The following is a 26,999-nucleotide window of genomic DNA, read 5'->3' on the forward strand; positions in this document are numbered from 1 at the left end:
CTCCGTCAGAGGCGTTTGGACATGAACATGTAGTTGTCTCTGACCGAAAAGCCAGCGCGCTGGTATAATTTCAACGCTTGGGCATTGGTTTTATCGACCTCTAGGTGGATGGCGCGCAAACCGCCCCCCGCCAGCGCGCGAGGCAAAGCGATGAGCGCCTCAGAGGCGATCCCGCGGCCGCGCACACCGGGGCGGATGTAAAGCTCGTCGATGATGGCATCAAGGCCGCCGAATTCCACAGACCAACCAAAGGCGATGACGATATAGCCAATGGGCGCGCGCGGTGGACCGATGAGATAGACGCAGCCGTAGGGGTTCCCGTCAAGCAGCGGTGCGACACCAGCATGGCGGTCTTCCTCGGACGAGGTGATGCCTTCTTCGGCGTGAAAAGACGCAACCAAAGGCAAGAGTTTCTCTAGGTGGTCGGGGCCACCAAGAGTGAGGGCTGCGCTCATAAGCGGGCCAACCGTTCCGTGAGAAGGTCAAAGAAGCCGTCGGCGTTAACCTCGCCCATAAAGGTGGCGTTTGCTTTGCGGTCGGTGACGCGCCACCAGTCGGCCACGGTCATCCCCATGGTGAGTTCGGAGGTGGTTTCGATCTCGACGTTGATGTGGCGGCCTGTGAACAGGTCGGGCTGGATCATATAGGCGGTGACGCAGGGGTCGTGCAGGGGCGCACCGGCCGAGCCGTATTTTTCTTTGTCGAAGCGCTCAAAGAAATCGGTCATTTCGGCAACGGCAATACCAACGGGCGAGCCGATGGCGCGAAAGGCGTCGTTGCGGGGTTTGGTGACCAGAACCTTATGGGTGACGTCAAGAGGCATCACAACAATGGGTGCGCCTGATTTGAACACGATATCAGCGGCTTGGGGGTCGACGTAGATGTTGAACTCGGCTGTGGGCGTGATGTTGCCGCCCTCAAAATAGCCGCCGCCCATGAGAACGATCTTGGCGATGCGGCTGGCGATGTCGGGGGCTTTTTGCAGCGCTGTTGCGATGTTTGTCAGCGGCCCAAGCGGGCAAAGGGTAACCGTGCCGGGGGCATAGGTGCGCAGCTGGTCGATGATGAAATCAACGGCGTGGCCTTCGGCCAATGGCATGGTTGGTTCCGGCAGTTTGGGGCCATCAAGGCCGGTTTTGCCGTGTACATGCTCTGCCGTGACCAGATCGCGGCCCAAGGGCTTGTCGCAGCCTTCATAGATCGCGACATCGGGGCGGCCTGCCAGTTCGCAGACGATACGGGCGTTTCTGGTGGTCAGGGGCAGCGGCACGTTGCCCGCGACACAGGTAATGCCCAGCAGCTCGATCTCTTCGGGGCTGGCCAGCGCCAAAAGGATCGCAACGGCGTCGTCCTGACCGGGGTCTGTATCAATGATTATCTTACGGGGGGGCATGCGCGAGTCCTTGGGTATGGTTTTGCGCACACTGGCAAGGCGTGTGGCGGTTGTCCAGCGCTCAGCGGGGATTGCGCAAGGGGGCGCTGATTGGGTAAGTCTTTGGTATGACGCAGGGCAAACCTCTTTATGTGCATTTGGGCGCACATCGGACCGGAACTTCATCGTTTCAGATGATGTTGGCGGAGAACCGTGATTTATTGGCCAATGAAGGGTATGACATTGCCTATCCGGGGCGTGACGACATTCCGCAGGGGGATTTGCGGCTGCGCTTGCCGCATCCACGCAATCTGGCGAAATGGGAAAGTGGTTTTTTGCCCGGAGCGACGAAAGAGCTGCAACGCTTTGCCACGCCTGACAGCCACGCGATGATCCTGTCCGAAGAAAACATCCCCGGTCGAATGATCCATTTTCCTACGGGGCAGTTTTACCCAGCTGCTGAGGTACGTTTGCAAACGCTGGCCGCTGCGGCACAGGCGCCGGTTTTGCGCGCGGTATTGGTGGTGCGGGATTACGTCGGGCTATATGTGTCGGCCTATCGCAAGCGCGCCGAAGACAACGTGTCGCCGCCTTTTGCTGAGGGGCGTCATAACATGCTGCATATGGATCGGGGGTGGCCCGAACTGGTACGGCTGGTTTTCAAGCACCTAAAGGTGCAGGAGCTGGTGGTTATTGATTATGCGCGCCGCGGGCGCAGCGTGGATATTTTGGGGATGCTGGTGCCGGAATTGGCTGGTGTTCCGTTGCGTGAACCTGCACGACGGATGAACCACTCGGCCACCGATGCGGCGCTGATTGAATTGCAAAGCCGCTATCAAAAGGGTGAGGTTTTGCAACGTCAGGAATGGCAAAAGATCATTGCCGATAACCGCGAGGACAAAAAGCCGCGCGGCGTATCAGAGTTCACCAAACGCCAGACCAGAATTCTGGAAGGGCGCTATCAAGAGCACCTAGACGAGATCGCCCAGATGCCTGCGGTGATGTTGCTGCGTTAGGTGGAAAAGGGCCGCGATGGCGGAGCTTCCCGTGGGGGTTGAAATGCTGCCGATCTGATACAGCTTAAGGGATTCCTAAGGAGTTCACTCTAAGCAAGATCACACTATGAAATACACAATTCCCTTTCGGGCTTTGCCCTATTTGTTTTCCCTATTTATGGCCGCCACCGGTAGCTCGGCGCAGGCTGCGGGGGATAAGATCTGTAGCAGTGTTATTCAATTGGAAGGCATTTCCCGCAAAGGCAGTAAATCGCAGGTTGAGGGCGATCGGCACGCTGCAATTGACTTGCTCAATACGCTGGTGACGAACCTGAAATCTGCAACTGATTCAAATGCGAACCTTGCCTTGGTCCGTGTTGGAGCGAAACTGGAGCGCGAGGCAAGGGAATTGCAATCTTTGCAGGGTTCGGGGCAGGGAAAAGGGACGGGTTTCGATCAAATCTTACATCGGTTTCTGTCCAGAAATCTGGGGGAATTGGCACTGGTTTATAATGTGTTTGGTTGCGATGATCTCAAATCAGTCAACACAATCTTCAAGGCATCAGAAACAGAGTATGAAAGCCAGAGTTTTGGCGGGATGCAGGCGTTGCTTCGCAAAATCCAGATGGTTTCCGCAAGCATTTGGGCGGGGCTGATCCTAGCCCTAAGTGCCGCTGCCTATGGGATCTTCAAGATGAGAAAGCGAACAAGGGGCGCTCGAAAGCTTTGTTATACTTCGATGGTTGTTCGATGGGGTGGGGATTGTACCTTTACCCATATCCTCGACATCAGCCGAAGAGGGATGAAGATTGAGGCGGCAAAAGGGGATCAGATCGGGGAGGGGTGGATTGATCTGTATTTTTGCGGTCACAAAGTGCAGGGAAAGGTAGTTTGGCGGAATAAATACTACTCTGGCATCAGGTTTCGCGAGCGTATCAGCCCGCGGGTATTGCAAAGCGTTGTCGGGACCAGCGGCAAGCCATTGGAGGAAACCGGTTTTGAAGAGAATGCGACATCGTGTTACTCCAAAGGGTGCCATCTGACCTGTGTGCATCATTTGAAAACCGAGATTTCAGAGGAAAAGGCGGCGAGCTGACTGGGCCTTAGGCTGTGGGGTTTTGACTTTGGGCTTTTCGTGAAGAGGCGCTATGTTTTTTGTTTGGCGGCTTTTTCATCCCGTTTGACCGCATCCCATAGGGCGTCCATTTCGGCCAGATCGCTTTGATCGGGTGTTTTACCCAGCTCTTTCAGCTTGGCTTCTACCCCTTCAAAGCGGCGGGTGAATTTGGCGTTGGCAGCGCGCAGGGCGGCTTCGGGTTCGATGTTGAGGTGGCGGCCTAGGTTGGCCATGACAAACATCAGATCGCCAAATTCCTCAAATTGTTCGGCCTCGGTCAGGGTATCGCGGGCCTCGACCAGCTCGGCGGCTTCTTCGGCGATTTTGGCGATGACATCATCGGTATCGGGCCAGTCAAACCCCACACGAGCCGCGCGTTTTTGCAATTTATAGGCGCGCAACAGGGCGGGTAGGCCAACGGCAACGCCGTCAAGCGCGCCTTTTTGTTCTTTGCCTGCGCGCTCGGAGGCTTTGATCGCTTCCCAGTCGGCGGTTTGCTGGTCGGCGGATTTATCGCGGCTTTCGTCGCCAAACACATGCGGATGGCGGGCGACCATTTTGTTCGAGATATTGCGCACAACCGATTGAAACGAAAACAATCCCTGCTCTTCGCCCATGGCGGTGTGGTAGACGGATTGCAGCAACAGGTCGCCCAGCTCGCCCTCTAGCTCGGGCCAATCGCGCCTCTCGATTGCGTCGGCGACTTCATAGGCTTCTTCGATTGTGTAGGGGGCGATGGTGTCGAAATCTTGTTCAATATCCCACGGACAGCCTGTTTTTGGATCACGCAAGCGGCGCATGATTTCCAAGAGGCGCTCAATGCCTGCGTTTTCGTCATTTATCAGGGTGTCAGGCATTGCGGGTCCTCTCGCTGTGGTGTTCAACTATGGCGAACCGACTACAGGAGTCCATCCATGCCGATTATCAACCGTATCGCCGATTTTGCCGAAGACATGACCACATGGCGCCGCCATTTACATACGATCCCCGAACTGTGCTTTGATTGCCCTAAAACGGCGGCCTTTATCAAGGAGCGGTTAGAGGAATTTGGCGTTGATGAAATCCATGACGGGATTGCACAGACAGGGATTGTGGCGATCATCAACGGTAAGGGCGCGGGGCGCACGATTGGTTTGCGTGCCGATTTTGACGCGCTGCCGATTGAGGAAGAAACAGGCGTTGATTATGCCTCGACCCACCCGGGCGTAATGCATGCCTGTGGCCATGACGGGCATACGGCGATGTTGCTGGGGGCGGCGAAATACATGGTTGAGACGCGCAATTTTTCGGGCCGCGTTGCGCTGATTTTCCAACCCGCTGAGGAAGAGGGCGGTGGCGCGCAGGTCATGTGCCAAGAGGGCATAATGGATCGGTTTGATATTGCCGAGGTTTACGGCATCCATAACTTCCCAGGGATCGAATTTGGCACGTTCCACACCACGTCAGGGCCGATTATGGCGGCGGTGGATACCTTTATGATTAATATCAAAGGGCGCGGCGGGCATGGCGCTATGCCACATGAAACAGTAGATCCGATTGTGGCGGCTTGTAGCATGGTTCAGGCGATCCAGACGATCATCAGCCGCAACACCCATTCAGGTCAGGAGCGGGTGATTTCGGTGACGCAAATTCACGCGGGATCCGCCAGCAATATCATCCCTGATACGGCTATGATTAACGGAACTGTGCGCACCTTTGATAAAGACACCCAAGAGCTGATCCAAAAGCGGATGCGCGAAATTGTAGAGGGGCAGGCGGCCAGCTTTGGCGTTGAGGCCGAGCTGGACTATGAGGTCGGCTATCCAGCCACCGTCAACACCGCCGAGCAGACCGAATTTGCTGCCAAAGTAGCGGGCGAAGTTGTGGGGGAGGCCAATGTTGACGGTAATGTTGCCAAGGTCGCAGGCGCAGAGGATTTTGCCTATATGTTAGAAGAACGCCCCGGCGCGTATTTGTTCCTTGGCGCGGGTGAGGGCGCAGGGCTGCACCATCCGAAATATAACTTTAACGATGAAATTTCTCCTGTTGGGGCCTCGTTCTTTGTGCGATTGGTTGAGCAAATGCAGCCGGAGGTAGCTTAATGGCGTTAGAAGATGCAAAGACCCAAGTCGATCATGCGATTACACGAGATGATTTAAAGGGCCCGAGTTTCGAAAATGCCTTTGGCGGGGCGACGTCTTTTTTGCGCCGTCGCTATACCAAAGACCTCACCGGTGTTGATATTGCGATCACCGGTGTGCCGTTTGATCAGGCGGTGACCAACCGCACCGGCACCCGTCTGGGGCCGCGTGCCATTCGCGAGGCCAGCAGCCTACAGCCCTATGATCCGCCCTATGGGTGGGATTTTGACGTGATGAGCGAGTTTGCCATCGCAGATTATGGTGATCTGGCGTTTGATTATGCGCAGGTGTCTGCCTTTCCGGCGACATTGACGAACCATATCAAAGGTATTCTGGATGCGGGGGCGGCCTCGGTTTGTTTGGGGGGGGATCACTATATCAGCTTTCCGATCCTCAAAGCCTATGCTGAGAAATTCGGCCCAATGAGCCTGCTGCATTTTGATGCCCATTCCGACACGTGGCCTGATGATGATATGGAGCGGATCGACCATGGAACCATGTTCTATAAGGCGATCAAACTGGGCTATGTGGATCCTGCGACCTCGGTGCAGGTGGGCATTCGCACCCATAACGACGATACAATGGGCGTGACGACCATTGATGCCCGCGAAGTGCACGAAGGGGGCACGGCGGCGGCTGTGAAAAAGATCAAATCGGTGCTGGGGGATAACCCGACCTATCTGACCTTTGACATTGATGCGCTGGACCCTGCCTTTGCGCCGGGGACGGGCACGCCTGTTTGGGGCGGATTAGCCAGCTGGCAGGCCGCGGCGATGCTGCGCGATCTGGCGGGCATAAATATTCAGGGTGGTGACATCGTTGAGGTGTCTCCGGCCTTTGACACAACAGGCGCGACGGCGATTGCGGGCGCGCATGTAGCGACAGAAATATGCTGCCTATTGGGCGCGAGGATGCGAAAGAAATGAGTACTAAGAACCAACCCATTGGTGGCAACGAACTGGCACGGTTTTCAGGGCCGGGGACGTTTATGCGTCTGCCTGCGGTGAATGACCTCAAGGGGCTGGATGTTGCGGTATTGGGTATTCCGATGGATATCGGCACCTCGTGGAGATCGGGGACGCGGTTTGGCCCGAAACAGATCCGCGCCGAAAGCGCGATGTTGCGGCCCTATAACCTTGCCACGGGGGCGGCGCCTTTTGACAGTTTGCAGGTGGCCGATATTGGCGATCTGGCGATCAACACCTTTTCGCTAAGCGATAGCCTGTCGATCATCAAAGAAAGCTATGACCAAATCCTGATGTCGGATGCCATGCCTTTGGCCATGGGGGGGGATCATTCGATCACCTTGCCGATCCTACGCGCGATGGCGAAACGCCACGGGCCTGTGGCCTTGGTGCATGTGGATGCCCATGCTGATGTGAATGACGAGATGTTCGGCGAAAAGGAAACCCACGGCACAGTGTTCCGCCGCGCCTTTGAAGAGGGGCTGATCCGCCCCGAAAAGACTTATCAGATTGGCATTCGCGGCACGGGCTATGCCAGCACGGATTTCTCCGAAGCAACGGGATGGGGATTCCAGCAGTGGCCCGCAGAAGAGCTGTGGAACCGCAGCCTGTCGCAACTGGCCGGAGAAATCCGCCGTGATATCGGTGATACACCGACCTATGTGACCTATGATATCGACAGCCTCGATCCCGCCTATGCACCCGGCACAGGCACGCCAGAGATTGGCGGATTGACCACGCCGCAAGCGTTGGAGCTGATCCGTGGTCTAAAGGGGCTGAACATTGTCGGCTGTGATCTGGTCGAGGTTTCGCCGCCCTATGATCCCTCAGGAAACACAGCGCTAACGGCCGCGAACCTGTTGTACGAACTGTTGTGCGTTCTACCTGGCGTCTCGTATCGCTAGCCTTTCAAACTGGTTTATCCAAAAGGGAAAACAAAATGTTCTGGTTAATCTTGGTGCTTGCAGTTGTCGGGCTGCTTGGCTTTATCCGTTTCGCGCCGAGTGATGTGGCGCGCTGGCACAAACCGATTGGTGATGCCGAAAACGTTGATGGCGAGGGATGGTCGGCCCGTGTGGTGGCGGGGTCATCCGGTTTGTTGTCTGATTTGCATCAGGGCATGCTGGCCCTGCCGCGCACCGATTTGCTGGCGGGGAGCGTGACTGACGGGCGGTTAACCTATGTCACCCGCTCCAAAATCATCGGCTTTCCCGATTACACCACGATTGAGCAGGACGGCGACGCCATCAAGCTGTACGCGCGGCTGCGGTTCGGGCGCAAAGATTTCGGCGTGAATGGCAAACGTTTAGACGGGCTGGTAAAGCGCACCCGCGCTAAACGGGGTGAAGGGGAGCTTTAGCTCCGAACTCAGGCAGCCTTCCCGAGTTTCGCGCCACATGGGCACGTTCAGCGACATCTGGCATTGCGCCATAAACATGCGTCCGTCTACCTGCAGGCAGATCGTTTCTCCCAGCTCGATGCGCGCGCCGGCTTTGTCGGTGCAATAGCAGTCAATTGTTTTCCCTTGCGGGGTTAAAACATCTGCCTGCGCGCCCAGCGGGAGCAGGCAGAAAAGCAGAGCGATATGTTTCATACCCCTATCATAGCATATTGCGGCCCTTGACCAAAGCGCTTTGATCCGTCACTTCCAAACGGATGATACCTATGGACCGCCTTGCCCAGATTACCGCCCGTTTCGAGTACCTCGAAGCGGCGATGTCTACCGCTGGTGGCGATATTTCGAAGCTGGCCAAAGAATATAGCGATCTAAAGCCAGTTGTAGATGAAATCGCTGCTTATCGTGTGCTGCTAGATAATCTTGAGGGGGCGCAGGAGATGCTGTCGGACCCCGATATGAAGGATCTCGCCAGCGAAGAGATTGCCGAAATTCAAGCGGCTTTGCCTGCGGCCGAGGCCTCGTTGCAACTGGCGCTTTTGCCCAAGGATGAGGCCGATGCGCGCCCTGCGATGTTGGAAATCAGGCCCGGGACAGGGGGCGATGAGGCGGCGCTGTTTGCGGCCGATCTGCTGCGCATGTACCAACGCTACGCCGATACGCGCGGCTGGAAGGTTGAGCTGATCGAAGAGCAGGCAACCGAGCTGGGCGGCATCAAAGAGGTGGTGGCCCATATTACGGGCGAAAACGTTTTTGCCCGTTTGAAATACGAAAGCGGCGTGCACCGCGTACAGCGTGTGCCCAGCACCGAAAGCGGCGGGCGCATCCATACCTCGGCGGCGACGGTGGCCGTGCTGCCTGAGGCCGAGGATGTGGATATCCAGATTGCGCCCAACGATATTCGCATTGATACCTATCGTTCCTCCGGCGCGGGGGGGCAGCACGTGAACACCACGGATTCTGCGGTGCGAATTACGCATATTCCCTCGGGGATCGTTGTGACCAGCTCGGAGAAATCCCAGCACCGCAATCGCGAGATCGCGATGCAGGTTCTTAAGACGCGCCTGTATGATGCTGAACGTCAGCGGATCGATTCAGAACGCTCGGACAGCCGTGCATCGCAGGTGGGCAGTGGGGATCGCTCTGAACGCATCCGCACCTATAATTTTCCGCAGGGGCGGATGACGGATCACCGGATTAACCTGACCTTGTACAAATTGGATCAGGTGATGCAGGGCGATCTGGACGAGATTGTCGATGCGCTAACGGCAGATGCGCAGGCGCAGATGTTGGCGGAGATGGCGCAGTGATCACTGCTGCAATGGCGATGGCAACGGCAACGGCGCGTTTGCGCGCCGCCGGCGTAGCGGACCCTGCGCGCGATGCGCGGCTGTTGCTGGCTCATGCGGCCAGTGTGGATGCCTCGCGCATTACCTTGATCGCGCCAGAAGAGATCGCGCCAGAGATTTCGGAACGCTACGAACAGTTGATCGCTTTGCGCGCCGTGCGCGTGCCTGTGTCCCATCTGGTGGGCGAGCGCGCGTTTTACGGTCGGGGGTTTAAGGTCAGCAGTGATGTGTTGGACCCGCGCCCAGAAACCGAAAGCCTGATTGAGGCGGCTCTTGCTGAGCCTTTTGAACGTGTGCTGGACCTTGGGACGGGGTCGGGCTGTATTCTGGTGACGTTGCTGGCCGAGCAGGCCGAGGCGAGGGGAATTGGCGTTGATTTATCCGAGGGCGCGTGCCTGCAGGCCAGCGCCAATGCGGTTTTGCACAAGGTGGCTGATCGCGCCGAGATTGCGCAATCGGATTGGTTTGCCGCTGTTGAGGGGCGGTATGATCTGATCGTCAGCAACCCGCCCTATCTGGCAAAATCCGAAATGGCCGATATCGCGCCAGAGCTGGCCTTGCATGAACCTGAAATGGCGCTGACAGATGGGGCCGATGGCCTGAGCGTTTATCGCCTGATCGCAGAACAAGCACAAAGCTATCTCACCGCAGATGGCCGCGTATTGGCCGAGATCGGTTGGCAGCAGGGCGCGGATGTAAAAGCGATCTTTGAAGCCGCTGGTTGGGCGGATGTTGCGATTTTGCCTGATCTGGATGGGCGAGATCGGGTTTTGCGGGCACAAAATCCAGCTTAGTCTGGATTTTTGACGGATTCTATCGGATTGCCTCTTGCCCCAACGGTACAGAGAAGGCTATGAAAAGGGCGTTGCAGCGGTGAAAGCTCCTAGCGGTCCCGCGCGGCGTTATGCCCAACTTCATCACGTACCGACAATGTGCGCCTGGCGCGCCTACGGTCAGAACGAATAACAGCACCAAAAGGCTGACCCCCTCTATGAAACCTCAAAGATCGCGTTCGCGTAATAATAAAAACCGTAACCGTGGCGGCGGCAATCAGGGTGGCAATGTTGTCAACCGTGTGTTTGACAGCTCGGGGCCCGAGGGCAAAGTGCGTGGCACGCCCAGTCAGGTGATCGAGAAGTATAACCAGTTGGCGCGTGACGCCCAGCTCAGCAATGACCGCGTTGCGATGGAAAACTTCCAGCAGCACGCAGAACACTACCTGCGCCTGTTGTCCGAAGCTCAGAAAGAGCAGGACGCCAAACGCGAAGAGCAGGAGCGCCAGAACCGCGAACGTCAGGCCGAACGCGATCGCGAACGTGCCGAGCGGCAGGAGCGTGAAGCCCAGCAACAGCCCGCCCAGCAGCCAGAGGCCACTGATCCGTCAGAACAGGAGCAGCCAGCAGCGGCCGAAGAGGCCAGCGATCTGGTTGAAACGCCAGAGGCAAAGGCCGAAACCAAGCCAAAGACACGCCGCGCCCCACGGCGCAAGCCAAAGCCAAAGGAAGAGGCCGCATCAGCGCCCAAGCCTGAAGGCAGCGGCGATCAGCCCGAAGCGGCAGAATAATAGAAAGGCCTCGCGATTTGCGGGGCCTTTTCAGTTTTTGGTCTTAGGTCTTAGGGCTTGGCGATTTCGCGGGCGAGGGCACAAAACCCTTCCAGCGGTACCTGTTCGGCGCGGTCTGTGGGTTTCAGGCCTGCGGCGATCAGGCGGTCTTCGATATCTGGTGCTGTGCCTTTGAGGGCCGCGCGCAGCATCTTGCGGCGCTGGTTAAACGCGGCTGCAACGGTGCGCGACAGGATCGCCGCATCGGCGGGAAAGCGGGGCTCGGGCAGGGCGGTGAGGTGGACAACCGCGCTGGAGATCTTTGGCGGCGGGGTAAAGGCCTCGGGCGGGAGGTTAAGCACGATCTTGGCGTCCGCGCGCCATTGCGCCAGCAGGGCAAGGCGGCCATAGGCCTTTGACCCTGGTTGCGCGACGATACGCTCGGCGACTTCGCGCTGGAACATCAGCGTCAGGCTTTGCCAAAACGGGGGCCAATCCGTGGGGGTGAGCCAGCGCACCAGCAGTTCGGTGCCAATGTTATAGGGCAGGTTAGCCGCCACGCGGATTGGCGGTGTGAGGTGGGCAAGGGGATCAACCTCTAGGGCGTCTCCTTCGATCACTTGTAGACGGTCTGGATAGGCCGCAGCGATTTCGGCCAAGGCGGGCATGCAGCGGCGGTCTTTTTCAATGGCCAAGACGCGGCGGGCACCTTCGGCGAGCAGACCACGGGTCAGGCCACCGGGACCAGGGCCAATTTCGAGCACATCACATTCCGTCAAATCCCCCGCCTGACGGGCGATTTTGGCCGTGAGGTTCAGATCCAGAAGAAAGTTCTGCCCCAAGGATTTGCGTGCTTGCAGCTCATGCGTGTTGATCACTTGGCGCAGGGGCGGGAGGTTGTCGATTGTGCTCATGATGATGTTGTTGCCATGCGGTGGGCCATGCGGATGGCCTCGATCATACTGGAGGGGTTGGCGATGCCTTTGCCCGCGATATCAAAGGCAGTGCCGTGGTCGGGTGAGGTGCGGATAAAGGGCAGGCCAAGGGTGACGTTGACGCCTTTGTCAAAATCCAGCGTCTTGATCGGGATCAGCGCCTGATCATGATACATGGCGATGGCGGCGTCATATTTGGCGCGGGCGGCGGCGTGGAACATTGTGTCAGCAGGCAGCGGACCTGCGAGGGTAAACCCTTCGCTGCGCATGTCGTCTATCAGACCGTTGATCCAGTTCAGCTCTTCGTGGCCCATTGCACCGCCTTCGCCCGCATGGGGGTTTAGCCCGCTGATGGCGATGCGCGGTGACACGATGCCAAATTGTTGCTGCAGACCGTGGTGCGTGATTTCGATGGTGCGGCGCAGCAGCGCGGGGGTGAGGGCGGTGGGCACTTCGGCCAAGGCGATGTGGATCGTCGCGGGCACCACGCGCAGCTGCTGTGAGGCGAGCATCATCACCACGTCTTCTTGCCCTGCAAGTGCGGCCAGATATTCCGTATGACCAGGATAGGCGAAATCAGCGCCGTCTTTCAGCGCCTTTTTGTGAATGGGTGCGGTGCAAATGGCCGAAGCCTCGCCCGATTGCACCAGATCAGTGGCGCGCGCGATAACGTCAATCACCCCAACGGCATTGGCAGGGTCTGGTTCGCCTGCAACGGCGTTCCCTGCAAAGGGATGGGCCAAGACGGGCAGAGCGCGTTTGCTGACGGCGCCGGCTTGGGCCGCGTCCGTGATGATTTCATGCGGGGTGCCCTCTGGCAGGTGGCGTGGATCGCCCAGCCATACCAGCGGGATGTCGCGGCCCAGTGCCGCCCAAGCTTGGGCGGCAATCTCGGGGCCTATGCCTGCGGGTTCGCCGCAGGTCATTACAACGGGTTTCATTTAATGCTGATACGCGCTTCCGAGCGGAGCTCGGACAGAAGGCTATCGGCAAAGCCAGACAAGCGGCGCTGGCGGATCGAGCCTGCGACGTCTTCGCGGCTGACTTCTGCGTTTTGCTCGGCGGTGCGGCCACACATCATCAGGAACACCAAAGCTTGCCCATCAGAGCGGGTGAGCGCGGTCGACACTTCGCCTTCGTCCATCTTGCTCAGCTCGATTGCGAAATCTTTAGGCAGCTTGGAGGGCGGCAGGGTTTCACGGTCCAGAACGCTTTCTGGTTGGCCTTTGGCAAAGGCATAGAGGTCGTCGCAAACGTCGACTTCGGCCTTCAGGTTTTCCGCCTGTTGCAGGGTTTCTGCGGAACGGCCGCCAGCCATGTAATAGGCGGCATATTCAATGGCCGAGTATGTGCGCGCAGGGCGGCTGGTTTCTTCGATGTCGCGCAGCTGGAACAGGGCAACAGCATTCGGGATATTCAGCGGCTGGGTCACTTCCCCTGGAGAAAGCGAAAGGATCAGCGGCTGCAAGGCAGGGGGCAGGTTGCTGAGGTCTTGCCATGGTAAACGGCCACCAGCGCCACGGGTGGCTGTGGCAGAATATTTACGGGCAAAGGCCGAAAATTGGTTGGCGGATGTGCTTTGCGCGATGTCTTCGGCAATGGCGGCAACCTGCGCGGCGCGCGGTGGGGGCGCGGGGATGATGATCTCGGATACAAGCACGCGAATGTTGGAGGCGCCTGTGCTTTGCGAGGCTAATGCGCGGTCGATCTCGGCCTCGGAGATGCTCACCCGTGAGCCATAGCGTGCGCGGATCAGATCGCGCCACGTAATGCCATTAAGCACGAAATCGCGGTAGGTTTCTTTTTCCACACCTGCGCGCGCCAAGGCCGAGGTGAATTCCGCGCGTGTCATGTTTGCACGGCCAGCAAATTCCTCAAGCGCGGCGTTGATGCCTTCTTGGCTGAGGTTCAGGCCCGCGTCGCGAATGGCTTCGCCGCGGAGGCGTTCATTGATCAGGCTTTCAACGGCGGCCTTGCGGGTCGCGCCGCGTGCGTTGAGCACTTGCAAGAAACGGATACGCTGTTGGACTTCGAACTCGGTGACAACGCTGTCGTTGACTGTCGCTGCCGGAGCAAACAGGTTTTGCGCGCCCACGGGGGCGGCAAGCGTTGCAATCAGGCCAAAGGCGGCGAGGGTGGGTTTTAGTTTGAACATGAGCGAACGTATCTTTCTGTTCCTGTATCTGCGGAAAAGCCCCGCAGTCCGATGTTAAATCCGAAATCCGTTGAGGGTTCAACGCTGGTTGATGTTGAATAGCTGCGATCGACCGTAAGATCGAGGGTCACACATTCGTTTTCGTATCGCAATCCCAGACCAGCGGTTGAAGCGCGATCGGAGGCAAGGTCATAGCGCCAGTCCGCCGAGGCGGTCCAGAATTGGTTGATCTTATAGCTACCGTCCAAGGTGAATTCCGAAACTTCGCTGTCACGGTCTTCGTCGGCGTCTTCTTGTAGCCAGACATAAGAGCCCCCAATGCGCCCGCGATCAAAGTTGTAGTCTCCGCGGAATTCGGCCTTGGAAAGGGAAAAGTCATTTTCGAACAATCCGCGCCCTGTCAGGATGATACCGTCTTTTGAGCTGACCTGCCCCGCGACCAGCAGATCGGAGGATAGCGTGTTCAGCCCAGAGGTGGTGGAAAACGATGTGTCTAGGTCTTCGCGGAAAACCTGTCCCACGCTGAGCTGCGCATCCCAGCCATCAGGGTTGAACCGCGACCATCCCAGACCAACGGCGGCCATCGCGCCGCGTTCACGCCTGTCAGCGCGCGGGAAATGCGACATGGCCAACAGGTTGCCTTGGTCAAATTCGACACGGGTGCTTTCTTCATTCGGGATATCAAGGCGATCACCGCCCGTCCAACTAAGCTGCACGACAGGTTCCAGCACATGGCTAACGCCCGAGGCTGTTGTTTTCACAAGAGGATAGCGCAGGGTGACCGCAGCATGGGGGGTGATTTCACTGGGGTCTGCTGCTGTTGTGTCATCTTGGCTGATGTTGAAGGTGTGAAAGGCAAGCCCAACAGTGGTATCTGTGCGCAGGCCATTGCGCAGAGTAAAGCTGCGCAACCAATCAATTTCAGCGCTAAGGCGGGTTACATCCCGCCCATCGACCACGTCATCGGCATCGTCGCTATCAACCGCCAGATCGGAAATACGCCCATGGCTATGGGCTTCAAAGCGGGTGCGCAGCTCTCCGCCCAAAGAGGTCGGGAAAAAGCGGCGTTCATATTCGCCATCCAGAACCAGCGTTGGCAGGGTTTCGTTTTCTTCGTCGTCCCTAATGGATTTGAAGTTGTAGAAGCTGGCGCGGATATATTCGTCGCGCCGCGCGCGGCTAATGGTTAGTTCCGTGCGCAGGCGGTCTTTGCTGGAGTAGCCATAAGTATCCAGATAGCCATCGTCACTTACTGTTTCGATCGCGAAATTCAGGACAAAGTCGTTGGGCAGGGCAAACAGGCCATTGCCGAAAACATAACCGCGGGTCTCTGAGGGGCGCAGATCATCGCGGGTGATCGCCCCGTCAAACTGGATGCGGCCATTACGATAAGATTGGCGATAGCGGAATTCCAGCGTGGTGGTGGAAGAGGACAGATAAGGGGTGAGGGTCAGATCACGTTTTTCGCTAAGCTTAAAGAAATACGGGATCTTGACCCCGACGCCCAAACTGGACGTCGAGCGGATCGAGGGCACCAGAAAGCCGCTGGCGCGTTCAACCGTTGGGCCAGGCATTCTGAGGCGCGGCAGCCAAAGCACAGGGATACGTCCAATGCGAAATTGCGCCTCGTCAAAATAGAGCTGCTGTTCGACCTCATCGTGGATCACACGTTTTGCACGGATTTGCCAAAGTGGCGGGCGGCCATCATCACAGATACGGCAGGAGGTAACGGCGGTTTTATACAGCTGGCTATAGCGGCCATCAACGCGGTCAATCTGTACCGCAGCCAGTTGAAGCTGCTGTTTCAGCACCAGCCGCGCGCCTTTCAGGATGCCATTGCGCAAATCGGCGTCCAACTCGGCCGAATTGGCGACAATGACGGTGTCTTCGCCTTCGGTCAGGGTGATGGGCCCTTCGATCTTTAGACCGCCGCCGTTTTGGTTATAGCGGATCGAACTGGCGCTGAGGCGGATGCCGTTCTGGAAGGCTTCGACATTGCCTGACGCAACCAAATCGCGCTCGCGCGTGATATAAAGCTCATCCGCGACAAGCAGCGCCGCAGATTGCTCTTGGGCGGTTGCACGCAGGGGAAGAAGGAGGAGCAAAAGCAAGGAAAGGAGGCGGATCATCTAGCCATCCTCACGTTGCAAGATCAGGCCAAGTGCCAGCAGAATTGCCGCGATCGGCGGGGCCCATGCAGCCAAAAGCACAGGAATCTGGCCATTCTCGCCTAGAATTTGTGCGAAACTGCGGATGAAATACAAACCAAACCCCAATAAAACAGCCGAAAGGACGGCAATGCCTGTGCCTCCTGATCTGGTATGGCGCATGGTGAAGGCGCTCGCAACCAGAACCATGGCAATCAGGAACAAGGGGCGGGCCAGTTCGACCTGTAGCCAGACCTTGTGACGGCGCGGCGAAAAGCCGGAGAATTCCAGCTGATTGATAAAGGCGGGTAGCTCATAAATCGAAATGGCGCCTGCCTTGCCAAAGCTGTCGCGAATGCGATCCAGCGTCAGGGTCGAGGGCAGGGCGAGGCTGTCGTGGGTTTCGGCATTGCCTTCGGCGTTTGTCCCAACCCTCAAAGGCCATGATTTTGCGTTGCGCAGGTGCCAGCCATCGGGGCCAAGGGCCGCGCTTTCTGCTTCGATCCGGCGGATCGGGCCGCCATTTGGCTCGTATGAGATAAAGGTGACGTCATATAAGACCGATCCATCATTGTTGGACCGCCACGCGCGGATCACGGTTTGGCCTTGATCGGTGCCTTGGCGCAGCCACAGACCTTCTTCCGAGATGGAAAGGGTAGAGGCGCCGCCATTGCGGTAGCCTTCTGAAACCTGTTCATAGCGTTTTGAGGTGGCAGCAACGATGGGGTTGAACATGCCCACAACCATCAGTCCGATAAGAAAGGCAACAACAACGGGTGACATCAGCGTTTTCAACGCCGAGCGGCCAGAGGCGCGGGTCACAACCATTTCTGATGTGCGGGCCATGTTCAAAAACAGGATGACAGTGGCCAGAACCATGTTCAGCGGCAGGATCAGATTGATCTTTTGCGGCACGTCCAACAGCGTCAGCGTGACAATATCCCCAAAGCTGACGCTATCGGCATAGTCCTGCCGTGTTTCCTCTAGCAGCCCCGTCAACGCGATCAGGGTAAACAGCACGGCTGTTATCAAAAGAAAGCTCATCCCAAAGCGGCGCGCGAAATAGAGGTGGAGGATCATGCGGTTGCGCCCCTGCGTTTCAGGCGCGCGCGCCAGCTGGGCCGTGCCGCGTGAAGCAGCATCAAGGCCGCGATCATCGCGCCAATCAGCGAGGGCAGATACAGCAAAGGCCAAAGGGTGGCGTTATCCGTAACCTGAGAGGTCAACGTCCCCCGCGTGCCGTCCAATACCACCAACAGAGCAAAGGCAAAGACGATTTCGCGCCAGACGCCAAATCGGGAAAACCCGCCGATCAGCAAGGTGGTAAAGCCGATCATGGCTGCAACGATACAAAAGAGCGGGCGCGCAAACCGCGTATGCAATTCTTCGGCGACAGATCCGATCGAGCTGCCAGACTGCTGCGCGATCTGGGCCCAGCCATGGGTTAGATAGGGGGTCGTGGTGTTGCTGATGTCTAACTCATCCACAGTTTCACTGCGCACAAGGGAAGAGATATCGAAAGAAAAGTCAGCGAATTTGGCGGTCGCCAGACGCAACCCTTCTTGTTCCAGCCGTTGGGCCAGACCATCGACCATGATCAGGGTCGTCGCATCACCGCTGCGCACCATATAGGCCTCGGCCGCGGTGTAGATGATCCCGTGGTTTGGGTCGCGGCGGTCGGACAAAAAGACATCGCGCAGCACGCCATCGCTATCAATCTGGCGGGTGTAAAAAGTAACCTGTTGTGAAGGGTGCAAGAACGTCCCTTCGGTGAGCAGTCGGGCGGTTACATTTTGCGCGATTTCCTGCTCACGTTCTTTGAGTTGGGCTTGCGCCATGGGCACCAAAAAGTTGCTGAGCACAGCCATGGCCAAAGCAATACAAAGGCCAAATACAAAAACAGGCCGTGCCATGCGCCACGGCCCTGTGCCTGTGGCTTGTAATACGGTGATCTCGCTGTCTGTCATCATACGGTTGGTGACGTAGACGGCGGCGGCAAAGGTTGCGATGGGCAGCACGGTTGCGATGAGTTTGGGCAGCCCGAGGGCTGTGAACTCTAGGAAAACAAGGGCGGTTTGGCCGTCTCCGATGAGGCGGTCGAACAAAACAACTGCGCGGTTGATCCAGAATATCGCCACTAAAACGAGCGCGAAAAATCCAAACAGAACCAGCAGCTGCGACAGCATATAGCGGTCGAACTTGGCCACCCGATTCCCTCCTGTTCATGTGCTCTTGCGGCGATTGGGCTGACTTTACCCGAAACTGCTGGGGGGGAAAACTCATATCTGGTCATGCGGGCGGTGGCGCGGTAGGTCTTGGGCAATAGATAGCAAAAAGGCGCACATCATGAGCAATCTCACCCCTGTCACTTTCACCGAAATCGATCTGGACGCCATCGCCGCGCATGAAGGCCGCGTTGCCGTGTTTGTCGATGCTGCAGGCAAGCTGGATCAATGCGCACGCCGTGTGAACCGTCTGACCAAAGGGGCGATTGCCCGTCTGGCGGAAACGTCCCGTTGGGAAAAGATGGCCGAGGGCGATATTGTGAGCCTTGCCTATCCTGCGGGCATGGCTGCTGAGGCGGTGGATGTGATCCGCTTGGAGCGGGCCTCCAAAACGGCACAAGCGCGCAAAGCAGGGGCCGCATTGGCCAAGGCGCGTGGCGGAAAAGGCGATGTTTTAATGCTATGCGGGTTGATCCGCCGCGCTGAAGAGGTCGTCTATGGCTTTGTCATGCGCGATTACGCGTTTGAAGATCACAAGAGCGCGGACACAACGCGGGGCGGTTCTGCAAAAGTCATGCACAGCAAACCATCAGAGCTGGAGGCTGCCTGTGCGCCGCTGCTGGCAGTTGCCGAGGGCGCGCATATGTGCCGCGATCTGACAAATGAGCCAGCCAATGTGCTGACGACGACCAATTATGCCGAGCGTTTGAAAGAGATGGAAAGCCTTGGCTTGAAGGTTGAAGTGCTGGATGAAAAAGCGCTGGAAAAGCTGGGCATGCGCACGTTGCTCTCTGTTGGCCAAGGCTCGGTCAGCCCGTCCTATGTGGTGGCGATGCAGTGGAATGGCGGTGAAAAGGGCGCCGCGCCGCTGGCCTTGGTTGGGAAGGGCGTGGTGTTTGACACGGGCGGGATTTCCCTGAAACCGGGTGCTGGCATGGAAGAGATGACCATGGATATGGGCGGCTCGGCTGTGGTTGCGGGCGTGATGCGCACCTTGGCGCTGCGCGGTGCCAAGGCCAATGTTGTGGGCCTTGTCGGGATTGTCGAGAATATGCCATCGGGCAATGCCTCGCGTCCGGGGGATGTGGTGACCACGATGAAGGGGCTGACGGTTGAGAATATCAACACCGATGCCGAAGGTCGTTTGGTGCTATGTGATGTGATGCATTACGCGCAGGAAAAATACAAACCAGCCGCGATGATTGATCTGGCGACATTGACGGGCGCGATCATCATTGGATTGGGCCATGAAAACGCTGGCGTATTTTCCAACAACACCTCCTTCTGCAATGATTTCCTAAAGGCCGCCGAAGCCGAGGGCGAGGGCGCGTGGCGCATGCCGATGGGCGATGGCTATGACAAGCAGCTCAAAAGCCGTATTGCGGATATGAAAAACGTCGGCGGCCGTCCGGCGGGGTCAATCACCGCGGCGCAATTCCTTGGGCGTTTTGTGCAGGAGGACTGCCCATGGATCCACCTAGATATTGCGGGGGTTGCTTCGGTGAAATCTGAAACCGCGCTGGCGCCTGTTGGGGCTACGGGGTGGGGCGTTGCCTCACTTAACCGTTTGGTTGCAGATAATTACGAGGCGGAGTGAACCTAAATGGGCGTCGCCATGTTCTATCAACTTCAGGAAAAGACGCTGGTGGATACGCTGCGCATGCTGGTGGACAAATCTTTGTCCGCTGGCTGGCGCGTGGCGGTGCGCGGCACAAACCCGATGGGGTTAGAGGCGCTGGACAAGGCGCTATGGCTGGGGCCTGAGGATGGCTTTTTGCCCCATGGTTTGCAGGGCGGCGATCACGATGCCGCCCAGCCTGTTTTGTTGGGGCAATCCAGCGAGAACCTGAATAATGCCAGCTGCATCATGGCGGTGCATTCAGCGGATGTTTCCGCAGATGATGTGACAGGGATGGAACGGGTTTGCATCATCTTTGATGGCTATGACGAAGACGAGCTAACCCATGCGCGCGGCCAGTGGAAAGCCCTGAAAGCGGCGGGTGTTTCTGCGCAATATTGGGCCGAGGATGGCGGGCGTTGGGTGAAAAAGGCGGAAAGCTAGGTTTGGGGCACACTCCCTATTCGGGAGGGGCTGGGAAACCCTGATTTTCTGTCACATGTGGGCAGGGCGCGTGAACATGCGTTAGCGCGTCAGGCGCAGCTCGCCGCCAGAAATCTCGATCCGGCCCCATTTTTCAAGGTATCCCATACCCAGCAGGGAGCCCTGCATCTGGCCGCCATTCACCGATGCGCGCACATCTGTGTCGGTGATGTCACCAAGGCGCACAGTATTGATGCGCACAGGCGCGGTGCGCACTTGGCCATTTGCGGTGTTTGCCGTGCCAAGGAAGACAAGGCTATCGGGATCAATCCCCGCGCGCGCGGCATCGTCACGGGTGAGCACCATGTCGGTTGCTCCTGTATCCACCACAAAACGGATGTTTGCGCCGTTCAGCTCAAGCGTGAGGTAATAGTGCCCGTCAGGCTGACGCGGCACTGAAATTTGACCGTCGCTATGGGTAAGCATCTGATTGTGCGTGGTCTGGCGCTGCACATCGTTCCACAGGCCATAACCCGCAACAACGCCGAGGAAAATAAAGCCCCAGATCAGCGCCTGTTGCATCATTTTTCCGATACCATCACGGTTTTGAACCAAAAACCAGCCGCCGACTGCGCAGCCCAATAGCACAAGGTAAATCAGGTTTGCTGTATTGTCGGCACTCATGGCTGCTCCTTAATGTTCTTTCTAACATATAGGGGCTTTGAGGTGTTATCCAAGCGGGGTGACAAAACCGAATTCGGCCAGACCATCCAGAACGAACTGCACAGATAGCGCGGCCAACAACATGCCTAGGACGCGTGTGATCACGTTGATCGCAACCTTGCTCAGCACCCGTTCTAACAACGAAGACAGGCGCAGCATGACATACATGATTGCCAAAACCACAGTTGTGATGGCGATGACCGAGATCAGCCCCTCACCCCCAGGTTTTTGCCCCACCAACAGGATCACCGAGGCGATCGCACCGGGCCCTGCGATCAAAGGAATGGCAAGGGGAAAGACAGAAGGGTCGTCCTGTTCCATCACCTCAGGCGTTTCCGAGCTGTCTTCGCGGCGTTTTGTGCGGCGTTCAAACAGCATGTCCATCGCCGTTAAGAACAACAATATCCCGCCAGCCACGCGGAAGGCAGCCATTGAAATACCCGCAAATTCCAGCACCGCCTTGCCAAAGAAGGCAAAAAGGACAAGCAGGAAACCACCCACCAAAACAGCCCGCAGCGCAATTTTGCTGCGCTCTTGTGCGGTCATGTCTGGTGTTAGCGCAAGGAAAATGGGCGCAATCGCGATCGGGTCAATGACCACAAACATCGTTACAAAAGCTGCAACCATATAGGCCATATCAACGGTCATGCTTGGGCTTTCTCCAGTTTCTCGGCGGCAGTCATCCAGATGGCTTCGGCACGTTCAAGAGCGGCCATAACCTCTGCGTATTTCTTGTTCCAGACTTCTAGCTCACCAACCTTGTCTTTTTCGTAAAGAGCAGGATCAGCGAGCTTTTTGGCGAGTTTATCGCGCATCTCGTTGATCTTGGTCACGCGCGCTTCTGAGCTGCGCACCTCTGAGCGGAGCGCGATCACGTCTTCGCGGCTAGCACGTTTGGGTTTTGGGGCCTCAACCTTGGGGCGGGCATTTTTGCTGACGGGTTTGTCCACAGTCAGCAACATCTTGCGGTAGGCTTCCAGATCATCCTCATAGGGTTTCACCGTGCCGTTCGATACCAGCCACAAACGATCCGCCACCATCGACAGCAAGTGCATGTCGTGGCTGACAAGGATCACAGCGCCTGAATAGCGCGTCAGCGCCTCAACCAGCGCCTCGCGGCTTTCAATATCAAGGTGGTTTGTCGGTTCATCGAGGATCAACAGATGCGGCGCGTCTAATGTGGCCAGCAGCAGCGACAGCCGCGCCTTTTGCCCCCCAGACAAGCGCCCAACGGCGGTGTCGGCCTGATCAGGCCCAAGGCCAAAACCCGCCAACTGCGCGCGTAGTTTCGATTGCATCACACCCGGACGGGCCGAGATCATGTGCTGAAGCGGCGTTTCTTCCACCATCAGCTCATCCACTTGGTGCTGGGCGAAAAAGCCGATGCGCAGCTTGCTGGAATTGGTGACCTTGCCATCGAACAGCACCAGACGGTTGGACAGCAGTTTCGACAGGGTCGATTTGCCCTGACCGTTTTTGCCCAAAAGCGCGATACGGTCGTCTTGGTCGATGCGCAGGTTCAAGCGGGACAGAACTGGGTTGCCCTCATCATAGCCCGTCGATCCGCCCTCGATGCTGATGATCGGCGGGGACAGCTCATCTGGTTGCGGGAAGGTAAACACCTTGCGCGCTGCCTCTTCTGGCGGCGTGATTGTCACCATCTTTTCAATGGCTTTCATGCGCGACTGCGCCTGCTTCGCCTTGGAGGCTTTGGCCTTAAAGCGATCCACAAAGGCCTGCATATGCGCCTTGTGGGCCTGTTGTTTCTTGGCCGCTGCCGATTGCTGGGCGCGTTTTTCGGCGCGCATTTTGGCAAATTGGTCGTAGTTGCCTTGGTAATAGGTCAGCTTTTTATTCTCGAGATGTAGTATGCCGCCTACAGCGCGGTTCAACAGGCCGCGGTCGTGGCTGATGATGATGACGGTGTGGGGGTATTTGGCCAGATAGTTTTCCAGCCACAGCGCCCCTTCAAGATCGAGATAGTTGGTCGGTTCATCCAACAGCAGCACGTCGGGCTGGGCAAACAAAACCCCCGCCAGTGCCACACGCATGCGCCAGCCGCCCGAATAGGCCGAGCAGGGCTGTTGCTGGTCATGATCGTCAAACCCAAGGCCCTTAAGGATGCTCGCTGCACGGCCCTCAGCGGACCATGCATCAATATCGGCCAGCCGCGCCTGAATCTCGGCGATCCGCGTGGGATCTTTGGCGGTTTCGGATTCTTTCATCAAGGCGTGGCGTTCAACATCGGCCTCTAGAACCGTGTCGATCAACGAGGTCTCGTTTGAGGGGACCTCCTGAGCGATGCCGCCGATTTTGGCGCGCGACGGCAGGATGATTTCACCACCGTCTAGGCCTAACTCCCCGCGAATAATGCGGAAAAGGGTGGTTTTACCCGCCCCGTTGTGGCCCACAACGCCCACTTTGTGACCCTCAGGAATGACGGCGCTAGCCTCCTCAAAGAGGGGGCGGCCTTCGACGGAATAGTTGATCTCGGATATACGTAGCATAGGCGGGGTGTGACCTAAGTCGCCCTTGGCGTCAATCGCCGCTTTTCATGTGGCAGGACCCATGTTAGGGAGCGCCCAAATTAACACCATATTGGAGACGACCCATGGCTCTTGAGCGCACATTCTCAATCATCAAACCAGACGCAACAAAACGCAACCTGACCGGTGCGATTGTTAAGAAATTCGAAGACGCAGGTCTGCGCGTTGTCGCATCCAAGCGTATTCACCTGTCCAAAGCACAAGCCGGCGAGTTCTACAAAGTACACGCCGAGCGTCCTTTCTATGACGAACTGTGCGAATTCATGGCCTCTGCGCCAATCGTTGCGCAGGTTCTGGAAGGCGAAAACGCCATCGCGAAAAACCGCGAAGTTATGGGCGCAACCAACCCAGCAGACGCCGAAGCGGGCACAATCCGCGCCGAGTTCGCTGAATCCGTTGGTGAAAACTCCGTACACGGTTCCGACGCGCCAGAAACAGCAGCGATCGAAATCGCATACTTCTTCTCCGGCCTCGAGCTGGTTGGCTAAGTTTTTCAGTCACTGAGACGTATCAAAGGGTCGCCTTCGGGCGGCCCTTTTTTGTTGGGAAACGGCAGCCTCGTGCCCAATCTAACCGATGCCGCGCCTTGCATGAAAAGCAGCTTTTCAGAGCTTGCGGTTTCAAAGACGTTTCAGGGAATGTATCGGCGGATGGATTTGAGGCATTTCATATTGGAATAGCGTTAACTAGGTGCCAGATGTTGGGCCAAACGGACCGCGTTTGGGAAGTTCTTGGCGGAATTTCGCGCATTAAGGGAGTTTTAATGCGCCCAGACCCACCTGAGATTAAACTTAAATTAACTAAAACTAACAAGTATTCTGGTAAGATAATCCACAGAAAGATATCGGAAATCCCTAAATGTTCACGTCTGTGAGAAAAAACGCCTCGGGTGCCGGCCGCCGCATATCGCATTATGTTTGGATGATGTGTATTGGCGCGCTGGTCTTTAGTATTACGCTGTTTGTCTGTGCTCAATTCGACCGCCAGCAAACGCAGATGCACGGATTGTCAGTTCGGGAAAACACGGCTGAAATAGGGTCTCAGATTGCCAAGTCCATACAGGATGAAATCAGCAAACGACTTGTAACAGCACAAGCTCTTGTCGCCTTCAAAAATGCCGAGCCAGCTTTCAGTAACGAAGGCTTTTTGAAATTCGCGAACCAAATCAAAAATGACGATGCTAGCATTTTGTCGCTTCAATTCGCGCCAGATGGCATTGTTAAATATGTAACAGATCCCGAGCGCAACGCAGCGGCCATTGGCCACAATCTCTTAGCAGATCCCAAGCGTTCTAAGGATGCTTATGATGCGATAAAAAACAATGATTTCATGATCATTGGCCCTGTTGACCTTGTCCAAGGTGGCGTTGGCCTGATTGCGCGCAAGCCTATTTTTGACGTCTCTGAGCAAAACCAAAAACAGTTTTGGGGGTTTGCAATTATCGTTATCGATTTCACTGCTGTAACGAGTTTGTTTCCTGTGCATGGCGCAGAAGAAACGACACGCACCAAGGGACAGAATTTTTACGCTTTGCGCCAATTATCAGACGGAAAGCCGCACCGAGTGCTATGGGGTGAATCTGAAATATTTCAGATGGATCCACATCTGGAGGAAATCGAACTTGCGACGGGAACGTGGCAATTGGCAACTATACCTTCAGCCGGTTGGCCCAGTGCCTGGCCGGGGGCGTTAAATTTCCGAATTGCTTCAATCGCTATTGCGGCGATGCTGACGGCTTTCTCGCTGTTCCTTCTGCGCCAACCGGCTCAACTTCGGCAGGCGGTTGCGGTAGCAACTGCAGATTTAAGGAGAACTGAGGATAGCCTGCGCGAAGCCCATAGGGTCGCAAAGATTGGCGCCCTGACATTATGCCCCGATACAGCGGATATTGGTTTATCCGTTGAGGCGCGGGTATTGCTAGGTGTGAGGGGCGATATAGAACACCTCGAAATGGAGGAATTTGCCCAGTTGGTTCACACTCAAGATCGCGAGCACGTGCACGAGATTTTGAAACAAGCAATCAACAGCAGCAAGGATGCCGAAATTGTTTTCCGAATTACCAAATCCGATGGATCGGACGCCGTCATCAAACTACGCGCGCAGGAGCGGGGTGATTTCTATGATGACGGGCAAATTTTGAGCGCCACGTTACAAGACATCACAGAAGAGACGAGAAAAGAAGAGCAGCTGCGGCGGGCGCAAAAAATGGAAGCCATTGGGAAGCTGACCGGCGGTGTTGCCCATGATTTCAACAACTTGCTTGCAATTATTCAGGGCAACTCTGAATTGCTAGAGGAGAAGTTAGACCACGATCTGGATCTTCTCGATGAAATTCAAAAAGCAACGCGTCGCGGTGCTTCGTTGACGCAGCGCCTGTTGGCTTATTCACGGCAGCAGCCTTTGGTGGCAAAGCAAACTGATCTGACTCTTCTAGTTCGGGGGATGGAGCACATTATTTCCCGCACCATTGGCGAGAACATTGACGTGATCCTCGAATTGCCAAGTGATCTTCGCCACGTAAAAGTGGACTCTGGGCAAATTGAAGACGCTATTTTGAACCTCGCCTTAAATGCGCGCGACGCAATGCCAAGCGGCGGTCAGCTTCGGATCGAATGCGAAAATATTTATCTGGAAAATCAAGATTTTGTTCAGGAACAGGAGCTGATTGAAGGCCGTTACGTTGTCATTTCAATTTCTGACAATGGCGTTGGAATGGATCCCGCCACCATCGAACGTGCGGTTGAGCCATTCTTTACAACCAAAGGTGTCGGGCAGGGGTCGGGCTTGGGCTTGTCTATGGTCAGTGGCCTTGCACAGCAGTCAGGGGGCATGATCACCATTGATAGCCAGACCAGCGTGGGCACAACAGTCCGCATGTATTTGCCTCAATTCGTAGGTGTTGAACAGCCCCTATCAGGGCCAGAACCCAAGGTTGATTTTCCAAGCGGGAATGGAGAAACCATATTGATCGTCGAGGACAATGACGTGATCCTGCATATGCTCAAGCGGATGTTGAAGAAGTTAAACTACACTGTGGTGGAGGCTCAAACCGTTCAAGCAGCACGCCGATTACTGGATGTGCGCTCGGACATTGATCTGGTTTTGACCGATGTCGTTCTTCCAGGTGGTCAAAGCGGCCTTGATCTTGTTGCCTCAATCGAAAACCGTCCATGGCGGCCTGAAATTGTGATTATGTCTGGCAATCCAAACGTTAGTGGCGGCACGGATGAAGGCGTGATCGAGAAACACAGCTTTTTGAAAAAACCATTTAGTCAATATGACTTAGCCGATATCGTCCACAGAAAGCTCAAACACGCAAACGCAAGCAAGAGCATTGCGAAACAAATTTCTTTCTTGGCTTCTTAGATTT

26 protein-coding genes are annotated in these 26,999 nt (G+C 56.5%); 13 read left to right on the plus strand and 13 right to left on the minus strand.

The window, feature by feature from the left end:
* Window positions 1–5 precede the first annotated feature (5 nt).
* On the minus strand, window positions 6–455 hold the full coding sequence (locus Z948_RS0115360; RefSeq protein ID WP_025060447.1) for a GNAT family N-acetyltransferase: 450 nt from the start codon (window positions 453–455) through the stop codon (window positions 6–8).
* Window positions 452–1,393, minus strand: a complete 942-nt coding sequence (locus tag Z948_RS0115365) for a nucleoside hydrolase (RefSeq protein WP_025060448.1) — start codon at window positions 1,391–1,393, stop codon at window positions 452–454. Before Z948_RS0115365 ends, Z948_RS0115360 begins: the two co-directional genes overlap by 4 nt.
* Window positions 1,394–1,500: 107 nt before the next feature.
* Between Z948_RS0115365 and Z948_RS0115375 the strand changes: the two genes are divergently transcribed.
* On the plus strand, window positions 1,501–2,388 hold the full coding sequence (locus tag Z948_RS0115375; protein ID WP_156023511.1) for a hypothetical protein: 888 nt from the start codon (window positions 1,501–1,503) through the stop codon (window positions 2,386–2,388).
* A 106-nt stretch (window positions 2,389–2,494) separates the two neighbouring features.
* Window positions 2,495–3,463 (plus strand): PilZ domain-containing protein, encoded by a 969-nt coding sequence (locus Z948_RS0115380; RefSeq protein WP_025060451.1) that lies wholly within the window; start codon window positions 2,495–2,497, stop codon window positions 3,461–3,463.
* 50 nt (window positions 3,464–3,513) lie between these two features.
* Here the strand turns inward: Z948_RS0115380 and mazG are convergent, their stop codons facing one another.
* Entirely contained in the window at window positions 3,514–4,341 is an 828-nt protein-coding gene (gene mazG, locus Z948_RS0115385; protein ID WP_025060452.1) for a nucleoside triphosphate pyrophosphohydrolase, read from the minus strand.
* A gap of 57 nt (window positions 4,342–4,398) precedes the next feature.
* Here mazG and Z948_RS0115390 point away from each other — a divergent pair, with 57 nt between their 5' ends.
* From Z948_RS0115390 to Z948_RS0115405, 4 genes are read left to right on the plus strand one after another with little or no spacing between them, the layout of a single operon-like run.
* Window positions 4,399–5,565, plus strand: a complete 1,167-nt coding sequence (locus Z948_RS0115390) for a M20 aminoacylase family protein (RefSeq protein ID WP_025060453.1) — start codon at window positions 4,399–4,401, stop codon at window positions 5,563–5,565.
* Entirely contained in the window at window positions 5,565–6,530 is a 966-nt protein-coding gene (speB, locus tag Z948_RS0115395) for an agmatinase (protein WP_025060454.1), read from the plus strand. The genes Z948_RS0115390 and speB (Z948_RS0115395) overlap by 1 nt, the downstream gene beginning before the upstream one ends.
* Window positions 6,527–7,474 (plus strand): agmatinase, encoded by a 948-nt coding sequence (speB, locus tag Z948_RS0115400; protein WP_025060455.1) that lies wholly within the window; start codon window positions 6,527–6,529, stop codon window positions 7,472–7,474. The genes speB (Z948_RS0115395) and speB (Z948_RS0115400) overlap by 4 nt, the downstream gene beginning before the upstream one ends.
* Before the next feature lie 35 nt (window positions 7,475–7,509).
* Window positions 7,510–7,929: a DUF1499 domain-containing protein gene (locus Z948_RS0115405; RefSeq protein WP_025060456.1), complete on the plus strand. Its 420-nt coding sequence runs from the start codon at window positions 7,510–7,512 to the stop codon at window positions 7,927–7,929.
* On the opposite strand, the gene Z948_RS18790 is transcribed toward Z948_RS0115405, so the two are convergent.
* Window positions 7,876–8,163 (minus strand): hypothetical protein, encoded by a 288-nt coding sequence (locus tag Z948_RS18790; RefSeq protein ID WP_081784069.1) that lies wholly within the window; start codon window positions 8,161–8,163, stop codon window positions 7,876–7,878. The two genes, Z948_RS0115405 and Z948_RS18790, sit on opposite strands and share 54 nt — an antisense overlap.
* A 62-nt stretch (window positions 8,164–8,225) precedes the next feature.
* On the opposite strand from Z948_RS18790, the gene prfA reads away from it, so the two are divergent.
* The 3 genes from prfA to Z948_RS0115420 all read left to right on the plus strand — a co-directional run bounded on the left by prfA (window position 8,226) and on the right by Z948_RS0115420 (window position 10,878).
* Window positions 8,226–9,275: a peptide chain release factor 1 gene (gene prfA / locus Z948_RS0115410; RefSeq protein WP_025060457.1), complete on the plus strand. Its 1,050-nt coding sequence runs from the start codon at window positions 8,226–8,228 to the stop codon at window positions 9,273–9,275.
* Window positions 9,276–9,292: 17 nt separating this feature from the next.
* Complete coding sequence (gene prmC / locus Z948_RS0115415; RefSeq protein ID WP_081784107.1) at window positions 9,293–10,108, plus strand: peptide chain release factor N(5)-glutamine methyltransferase; 816 nt, start codon at window positions 9,293–9,295, stop codon at window positions 10,106–10,108.
* Between the two features lie 197 nt (window positions 10,109–10,305).
* Window positions 10,306–10,878: a DUF4167 domain-containing protein gene (locus tag Z948_RS0115420; RefSeq protein ID WP_025060459.1), complete on the plus strand. Its 573-nt coding sequence runs from the start codon at window positions 10,306–10,308 to the stop codon at window positions 10,876–10,878.
* Window positions 10,879–10,928: 50 nt separating this feature from the next.
* Here the strand turns inward: Z948_RS0115420 and rsmA are convergent, their stop codons facing one another.
* The 6 genes from rsmA to lptF are packed head-to-tail and all read right to left on the minus strand — an operon-like array spanning window position 10,929 to window position 18,301.
* Window positions 10,929–11,771, minus strand: a complete 843-nt coding sequence (gene rsmA, locus Z948_RS0115425; RefSeq protein WP_025060460.1) for a 16S rRNA (adenine(1518)-N(6)/adenine(1519)-N(6))-dimethyltransferase RsmA — start codon at window positions 11,769–11,771, stop codon at window positions 10,929–10,931.
* The gene (pdxA, locus tag Z948_RS0115430; RefSeq protein ID WP_245604583.1) at window positions 11,768–12,718 is read right to left on the minus strand and encodes a 4-hydroxythreonine-4-phosphate dehydrogenase PdxA; all 951 of its coding nucleotides are present in this window, start codon (window positions 12,716–12,718) and stop codon (window positions 11,768–11,770) included. The genes rsmA and pdxA overlap by 4 nt, the downstream gene beginning before the upstream one ends.
* An 11-nt stretch (window positions 12,719–12,729) precedes the next feature.
* On the minus strand, window positions 12,730–13,947 hold the full coding sequence (locus tag Z948_RS0115435; protein WP_025060462.1) for a peptidylprolyl isomerase: 1,218 nt from the start codon (window positions 13,945–13,947) through the stop codon (window positions 12,730–12,732).
* The gene (locus Z948_RS0115440) at window positions 13,935–16,076 is read right to left on the minus strand and encodes an LPS-assembly protein LptD (protein ID WP_025060463.1); all 2,142 of its coding nucleotides are present in this window, start codon (window positions 16,074–16,076) and stop codon (window positions 13,935–13,937) included. Before Z948_RS0115440 ends, Z948_RS0115435 begins: the two co-directional genes overlap by 13 nt.
* Window positions 16,077–17,174, minus strand: a complete 1,098-nt coding sequence (lptG, locus tag Z948_RS0115445; protein ID WP_025060464.1) for an LPS export ABC transporter permease LptG — start codon at window positions 17,172–17,174, stop codon at window positions 16,077–16,079.
* Entirely contained in the window at window positions 17,171–18,301 is a 1,131-nt protein-coding gene (gene lptF / locus Z948_RS0115450) for an LPS export ABC transporter permease LptF (RefSeq protein ID WP_025060465.1), read from the minus strand. Before lptF ends, lptG begins: the two co-directional genes overlap by 4 nt.
* 139 nt (window positions 18,302–18,440) lie before the next feature.
* Between lptF and Z948_RS0115455 the strand changes: the two genes are divergently transcribed.
* Window positions 18,441–19,916 carry a leucyl aminopeptidase gene (locus Z948_RS0115455; RefSeq protein ID WP_025060466.1) on the plus strand — a complete coding sequence of 492 codons (1,476 nt, stop codon included), beginning with the start codon at window positions 18,441–18,443 and terminating at the stop codon, window positions 19,914–19,916.
* Window positions 19,917–19,922: 6 nt separating this feature from the next.
* Window positions 19,923–20,381 (plus strand): DNA polymerase III subunit chi, encoded by a 459-nt coding sequence (locus tag Z948_RS0115460; protein ID WP_025060467.1) that lies wholly within the window; start codon window positions 19,923–19,925, stop codon window positions 20,379–20,381.
* 81 nt (window positions 20,382–20,462) lie between these two features.
* On the opposite strand, the gene Z948_RS0115465 is transcribed toward Z948_RS0115460, so the two are convergent.
* From Z948_RS0115465 to Z948_RS0115475, 3 genes are read right to left on the minus strand one after another with little or no spacing between them, the layout of a single operon-like run.
* The gene (locus tag Z948_RS0115465) at window positions 20,463–21,044 is read right to left on the minus strand and encodes a retropepsin-like aspartic protease family protein (RefSeq protein ID WP_025060468.1); all 582 of its coding nucleotides are present in this window, start codon (window positions 21,042–21,044) and stop codon (window positions 20,463–20,465) included.
* Window positions 21,045–21,089: 45 nt separating this feature from the next.
* Window positions 21,090–21,731 carry a MarC family protein gene (locus tag Z948_RS0115470; RefSeq protein ID WP_025060469.1) on the minus strand — a complete coding sequence of 214 codons (642 nt, stop codon included), beginning with the start codon at window positions 21,729–21,731 and terminating at the stop codon, window positions 21,090–21,092.
* The gene (locus Z948_RS0115475) at window positions 21,728–23,590 is read right to left on the minus strand and encodes an ABC-F family ATP-binding cassette domain-containing protein (RefSeq protein ID WP_025060470.1); all 1,863 of its coding nucleotides are present in this window, start codon (window positions 23,588–23,590) and stop codon (window positions 21,728–21,730) included. Before Z948_RS0115475 ends, Z948_RS0115470 begins: the two co-directional genes overlap by 4 nt.
* A gap of 104 nt (window positions 23,591–23,694) precedes the next feature.
* Here Z948_RS0115475 and ndk point away from each other — a divergent pair, with 104 nt between their 5' ends.
* Both ndk and Z948_RS18545 read left to right on the plus strand, forming a co-directional pair.
* Window positions 23,695–24,117: a nucleoside-diphosphate kinase gene (gene ndk, locus Z948_RS0115480; protein ID WP_025060471.1), complete on the plus strand. Its 423-nt coding sequence runs from the start codon at window positions 23,695–23,697 to the stop codon at window positions 24,115–24,117.
* A gap of 370 nt (window positions 24,118–24,487) precedes the next feature.
* Entirely contained in the window at window positions 24,488–26,995 is a 2,508-nt protein-coding gene (locus Z948_RS18545) for an ATP-binding protein (RefSeq protein ID WP_025060472.1), read from the plus strand.
* Window positions 26,996–26,999: the final 4 nt, after the last annotated feature.

The organism is Sulfitobacter donghicola DSW-25 = KCTC 12864 = JCM 14565 (genome assembly GCF_000622405.1).
Taxonomy (GTDB): Bacteria; Pseudomonadota; Alphaproteobacteria; order Rhodobacterales; family Rhodobacteraceae; genus Sulfitobacter; species Sulfitobacter donghicola.